We start from the raw sequence: 5,496 nt of genomic DNA, 5'->3' as shown, positions 1-5,496 counted from the left end.
GCACAAGCGCGCCGGCGTGATCGTCGTCGGCGCGGGCATCGCCGGGCTGTCGTGCGCGCGTCGGCTCGGCCTGGCCGGCATCGACGACGTGCACGTGTTCGACCTGGAGGACGGCGCCGGCGGCAACAGCCGCGCGCACCGCATGGGCGGCATGGCCTGCCCGCTCGGCGCGCACTACCTGCCGGTGCCGGGCGACGACGCGGTGGAGCTGATCGGCCTGCTCGAATCGCTGGGGCTGCGCCGCAGCGAGGGCGGGCGCGCGGTGTGGGACGAGCGCCACCTGTGCCACAGCCCGCAGGAGCGGCTCTTCATCGACGGCCACTGGCACGACGGCTTGCTGCCGCCGATCGCGGCGCTGCCCGAATCGCAGCGCGACGCGACGCTGGCGCAGTACCGCCGCTTCGCCGAGCTGGTGTCGCTGGCCGGCCCGGCCGGCAGCTTCGCACTGCCGACGGCGCGCACCGCGTGGACGCCGGCGATGCGGGCGCTGGACGGCGTGACCTTCGCGCGCTGGCTCGACGACCAGGGCATCACCGCACCGCCGTTGCGCTGGTACCTGGACTACTGCTGCCGCGACGACTACGGTGCCGGTGCCGCGCAGGTGTCGGCCTGGGCCGGGCTGCATTACTTCGCGAGCCGGCACGGCTTCCATGCGCCGGGGGATGACACGCGCGACGTGCGGGCGCGCGACGACGGCGTGCTGACCTGGCCCGAAGGCAACGCCTGGCTCGCGCAGCGGCTGGCGACGCCGCTGAGCGGCCGGCTGCACGACGGCTGCGTCGCGCTGGCGCTCGAGGAGGGGAAGCGCGAGGTGACGCTGGACCTGTGGAACGCGAAGGCGCAGCGCACCGAACGCTGGACCGCGGCGCACGCGGTGCTCGCGACGCCGCTGTTCATCTCGGCCCGCGTGCTGCGCACGCCGCCGGCGGCGCTGCAGGCGGCGGTGGCCGGGATGCGGCATGCGCCGTGGCTGGTCGCGAACCTGCAGCTGTCGGACGCGCTGGTCGACCAGCCCGGCGCGCCGCCCTCGTGGGACAACGTGCTGTACGGCAGCAGCACGCTCGGGTATGTCGACGCGATGCACCAGGCGACGCGGCCCTACCCCGGGCCGACCGTGCTGACGGTCTACTGGGCGCTGGGCGGCGACAACGAGGCGCAGCTGATCGCGCAGCGCAAGCGCCTGCTGGAGCAGCCGTGGCAGGCCTGGTCGCAGGCGGTCGTGCAGACGCTGGTCGGCGCCCACCCTGACCTGCCCGACAAGCTGGTGCGCATGGACCTGATGCGCTACGGCCACGCGATGAGCATTCCGCTGCCCGGCGTGCGCGGCAGCCCCGCGCTGGCGGCACTGGCCTCAGGCAGCGGCCGGGTGCAGTTCGCGCATGCGGACCTGTCGGGGTACTCGGTATTCGAGGAGGCGTTCTTTCACGGCAACGCGGCGGCGCGGCGCATTGCAGCGCGCCTGAAGGCCGCGTGAAAGGCTAGACCAGCAGCCCCGGCACCTGCGGCACCAGCGCCTGCCGCTGCGCCGTGGCGCTGCCGAGCAGCGCGAAGCCGAGCAGCTGCCCGTCGCCGCTGTGGAAGCGCGCATCGCAGCCCTCGTCGCTGAGCGTCACCGTCCACGCGCCCGAGGCATCGAGCGGCGGCGGGCACACGACGGTCGGGCRGGCCGGCGTCTTCACGATCACCGGCATCGCCGGGTAGACGACAGGCGTCGGCTTGCCGGCGAGCGTCGCGGCCAGTGCGCGGGCCTGCTGCATGATCGGCATCACATAGGGCAGCGTGTGGCCGTCGACCTCGGCGCAGTCGCCCAGCGCATGCACGTTCGGCACGCTGGTCGCGAGCAGCCGGTTCGTCACGATGCCGCGGTTGGTGGTGATGCCAGCGGCGTGCGCGAGCCCCGTGCGCGGGCGCAGGCCCACGGCCGACAGCACCAGGTCGGCGGCGAGCGTGCCGCCATCCTTCAGCGTCAGCGTGAAGCCCTTGCCATCGCGCTGCACCGCCGCGACCGAGGTGTTGAAGCGAAAGCCCACGCCGGCCGTCTCCAGCTTCTCGCGCAGCCGCGTGCTGGCCTGCTCCGGCAGCAGGCGCGGCAGCGCGCGCGGTGCCAGATCGATCACCGTCGGCGCGATGCCGCGCGCGAGCAGGTCGTTCGCGAACTCGCAGCCGATCAGCCCGGCGCCCAGGATCGCGACGCGCTGCACGCCGTCGAGCCGGTCGGCGAAGCGGGCGTAGTCGTCGAGGTCGTTGACCGACAGCACGTCGTCGGCGCCATCGCCGCCGAGCGGCACGCGGATCGGATCGGCACCGAGCGCGAGCACCAGGTCGCGGTACGCGATGCTCTCGCCGCCATCGAGCTCGACCACCTGCGCCGCGGTGTCGATGCGTGCGACGACCGCGTTCGCGCGCAGCGTCGCGTTGAGCTCGGCCGCCATCTTCTCGGCCGGCTTCATCACCAGCGACGCGGCGGTCTTCTTGCCGGCCAGCGCGTTCGACAGCATCGGCTTCGAATAGAAGCCGGCCTGGTCGCGGCTGACGATGACGAGCGGGGTCGTGGTGTCGAGCTTGCGCAGTTCGCGCGCGAGCGTGAAGCCGGCGAGGCCGGTGCCGAGGATGACGATGGGATGTGACATGGGGCGCGGGCCGTGAAAAGCGGTCGCCACTGTAGCAGTGGGGCCGGCGGTTACCTTTGGAGGCAAGCTCCCGCCGCACACTCGCATTGAAATGCCGGAGCCCGGCTCCACGTGGGAATCTCCACCGACAAGGACACACCGGACCATGCTGACCCTCATCATCGTCGTGTGCCTCGTCGGCGCCTTCATCGCCTGGCTGATCGGCGAACCGTCGTGGATCGAGCTGCGCCGCCGCCGGGTGCGCGCCCGCCCGTTCCCGGCCGAATGGCGACAGATCCTGCGCCGGCATGTGCCCTATGTGCGCGGCATGCCGGCCGACCTGCAGTTGCAGCTGAAGAAGCACATGCAGGTGTTCCTCGCCGAGAAGGTGTTCATCGGCTGCGGCGGCCTCGAGGTGACCGAGGCGATGCGCGTGACGATCGCCGCGCAGGCCTGCCTGCTGCTGCTGAACAAGCGCCGGCCGGGCTACTTCCCGAGCCTGAGCCAGGTGCTGGTCTACCCGGGCGCCTTCGTCGTCGACAAGGTGCACACCGGCCCGGCCGGCGTGCTGCAGGAGCAGCGCCAGGTGCTGGCCGGAGAATCGTGGTCGCAGGGCCAGGTGATCCTGTCGTGGCACGACGCGCTGGAAGGCGCCGCCGAGGCGGACGACGGCCGCAACGTCGTGATCCACGAGTTCGCGCACCAGCTCGACCAGGAGAACGGCGACGCGAACGGCGCCCCGTGGATCGGCCGCCGCCACCGCGCGCGCTGGGCGCAGGTGTTCGGCAGCGAATTCGCGCTGCTGCAGCAGCAGGCCGAGCGCGGCGAAGAATCGCTGCTGAGCCACTACGGCGCCACCAACCCGGCCGAGTTCTTCGCGGTCGCGAGCGAGGTGTTCTTCGAGCAGGCGCCGCAGATGGCCGCGCAGCATCCGGCGCTGTTCGCCGAGCTGAGCCGGTTCTACCGCGTCAATCCGCTCAGCTGGTAAGGATTCAGCTGACGGCCGACGCGGCGCGCGCCGCGTCGATCTTGCCGAGCAGCCATTGCAAGCCGGCCAGGTGCTGCTGGTCGTGGCTCGCGAGGTAGTGCACCAGGCTGCGCAGCGTCAGCGCGCCATAGCCTTCGAACACGGCAGTGCGCTCCCACTGGGGCGGCTCGATGCGCCGCAGCAGCGCCATCGTCTGCTCGCGGGCCAGGCGGAACGCCGCCAGCACCTGCGCCGCATCGGCATGCGCATAGCCGCGCTCGATCGCGAGCGCATCGGTGTCGATCGACGCGAGCAGCGGCCGGTCTTCGTCCAGCGTGCGCTGCAACCTCACGTGGTAGCCGTCGATCTCGATGTCGCGCACGTGGCACAGCTGCGCGAGCGGCGACAAGGCCTCGCTCGGCACGCCGTCCCAGCTGTCGGGCACGAAGGTCTCGTACCCGCGGGGAACCTCGGCGTAGAAGGCCGCGAGCTGGTCGGGGAAACTGGCGAGTGCGTTCAGGGTGGCTGCATGCATCTCGCCAGTATGCCGATCAGCTGATCCAGTGCGTGATGAGAATCCCGAACCCGAGGCCGTTGATCAGCATCCCGATCGCGAGGCGGACGGTCTTCATCGTGCACCCCCTTCGGCCAGCTTGCGGGCCACCGCGGCGCCGTAGGCCGGATCGGCCTTCGTGAAGTGCCCGATCTGCCGCTGGCGGATCTCGTCCGACGGCACGCCGCGCATCGCGTTCGCGATGTTGCTCGTCAGGCGCTCCTGCTCGTCGGCCGGCAGCAGGCGGAACAGGTTGCCGGCCTGCGTGAAGTCGTCCGACTCGCCGCGTTCGTCGTAGCGACCGGCCGTGCCATCCAGCGGCCAGCCGGCGTCACCGTGCCCGAAGCCCTGCGGCGCGCTGCCGCCCGCCTGCACCGGCTCGTAGTTCTGCGCGGCGCTGCTGCCGTTCGGGTCGCCCGCGCTGCCGGCCATGCTGCCGTCGCGCTGCTGGTGGTGCACCGGGCAGCGCGGCCGGTTCACCGGCAGGTGCTGGTGGTTGGTGCCGACGCGGTACAGCTGCGCATCGTGGTACGCGAACAGCCGGCCCTGCAGCATCTTGTCGGGGCTGAAGCCCAGGCCCGGCACGATGTTGGCCGGCGACAGCGCGGCCTGCTCCACCTCGGCGTGGTAGTTCACCGGGTTGCGGTTCAGCTCCAGCACGCCCACCGGAATGCGCGGGAAATCCTTGTGCGGCCACACCTTGGTCAGGTCGAACGGGTTCCAGCCGGTGCGCGCCTCCCACGTCGCGGCCTCGGCCTCGGTCATCACCTGGATGAAGACGTTCCACTTCGGGAAGTCGCCCGCCGCGATCGCGCCGAACAGGTCGCGCTGCGCATGGTCGGGGTCGCTGCCGGCCAGCCGCGCCGCGTCCTCGGGCAGCAGGTTCTTGATGCCCTGCTGCGTCTTCAGGTGCCACTTGACCCACACCCGCTCGCCGCCCGCGTTGACCAGGCTGAAGGTGTGGCTGCCGAAGCCGTCCATGTGGCGGTAGCCGTCGGGCGTGCCGCGGTCGCTGAACAGCATCGTGACCTGGTGCAGGCTCTCCGGCGCCTTGCTCCAGAAGTCCCACATCATCGTCGCCGACTTCAGGTTCGTCTGCGGGTCGCGCTTCTGCGTGTGGACGAAGTCGGGGAACTTGATCGCGTCCTTGATGAAGAACATCGGCGTGTTGTTGCCGACCAGGTCCCAGTTGCCGTCTTCGGTGTAGAAGCGCAGCGCGAAGCCGCGCGGGTCGCGCTCGGTGTCGGCGCTGCCCTTCTCGCCGCCGACGGTCGAGAAGCGCACGAAGGTCTCGGTCTGCTTGCCGGCCTCGGCGAACACACTGGCCCGGGTGATGTCGGCGAGCGACTCGGTGCACTCGAAGACGC

5 protein-coding genes are annotated in these 5,496 nt (G+C 71.3%); 2 read left to right on the top strand and 3 right to left on the bottom strand.

Features of this window, described 5'->3' with window-relative positions:
• Positions 1-1,474: FAD-dependent oxidoreductase (locus AC1D01_RS18810; RefSeq protein ID WP_477868922.1), on the top strand; the 1,474-nt coding region annotated here is incomplete at its 5' end.
• Between the two features lie 4 nt (positions 1,475-1,478).
• Here the strand turns inward: AC1D01_RS18810 and AC1D01_RS18805 are convergent.
• A complete protein-coding gene (locus tag AC1D01_RS18805; RefSeq protein WP_477868920.1) occupies positions 1,479-2,630 on the bottom strand; it encodes an NAD(P)/FAD-dependent oxidoreductase in 1,152 nt (383 codons plus the stop codon).
• Positions 2,631-2,775: 145 nt separating this feature from the next.
• On the opposite strand from AC1D01_RS18805, the gene AC1D01_RS18800 reads away from it, so the two are divergent.
• Positions 2,776-3,597 carry a M90 family metallopeptidase gene (locus AC1D01_RS18800; RefSeq protein WP_477868918.1) on the top strand — a complete coding sequence of 274 codons (822 nt, stop codon included), beginning with the start codon at positions 2,776-2,778 and terminating at the stop codon, positions 3,595-3,597.
• A 4-nt stretch (positions 3,598-3,601) separates the two neighbouring features.
• Here the strand turns inward: AC1D01_RS18800 and AC1D01_RS18795 are convergent, their stop codons facing one another.
• Positions 3,602-4,111: a DinB family protein gene (locus AC1D01_RS18795; RefSeq protein ID WP_477868916.1), complete on the bottom strand. Its 510-nt coding sequence runs from the start codon at positions 4,109-4,111 to the stop codon at positions 3,602-3,604.
• A 93-nt stretch (positions 4,112-4,204) separates the two neighbouring features.
• Positions 4,205-5,496 (bottom strand): catalase (locus AC1D01_RS18790; RefSeq protein ID WP_477868914.1); only part of this gene is annotated, 1,292 nt, incomplete at its 5' end.

The sequence above is a fragment of the Rhizobacter sp. P3_B12 genome, assembly GCF_056402895.1.
Note: the sequence above shows the minus strand (reverse complement) of the source record. Positions and strands in the feature narration are given on the sequence as shown.

What these genes read in the sequence shown, in the direction of transcription:
- AC1D01_RS18800 (WP_477868918.1), top strand. Translation starts at nt 2,776, where the DNA reads ATGCTGACCCTCATCATCGTCGTGTGCCTCGTCGGCGCCTTCATCGCC.
- AC1D01_RS18795 (WP_477868916.1), bottom strand. Translation starts at nt 4,111, where the DNA reads ATGCATGCAGCCACCCTGAACGCACTCGCCAGTTTCCCCGACCAGCTC.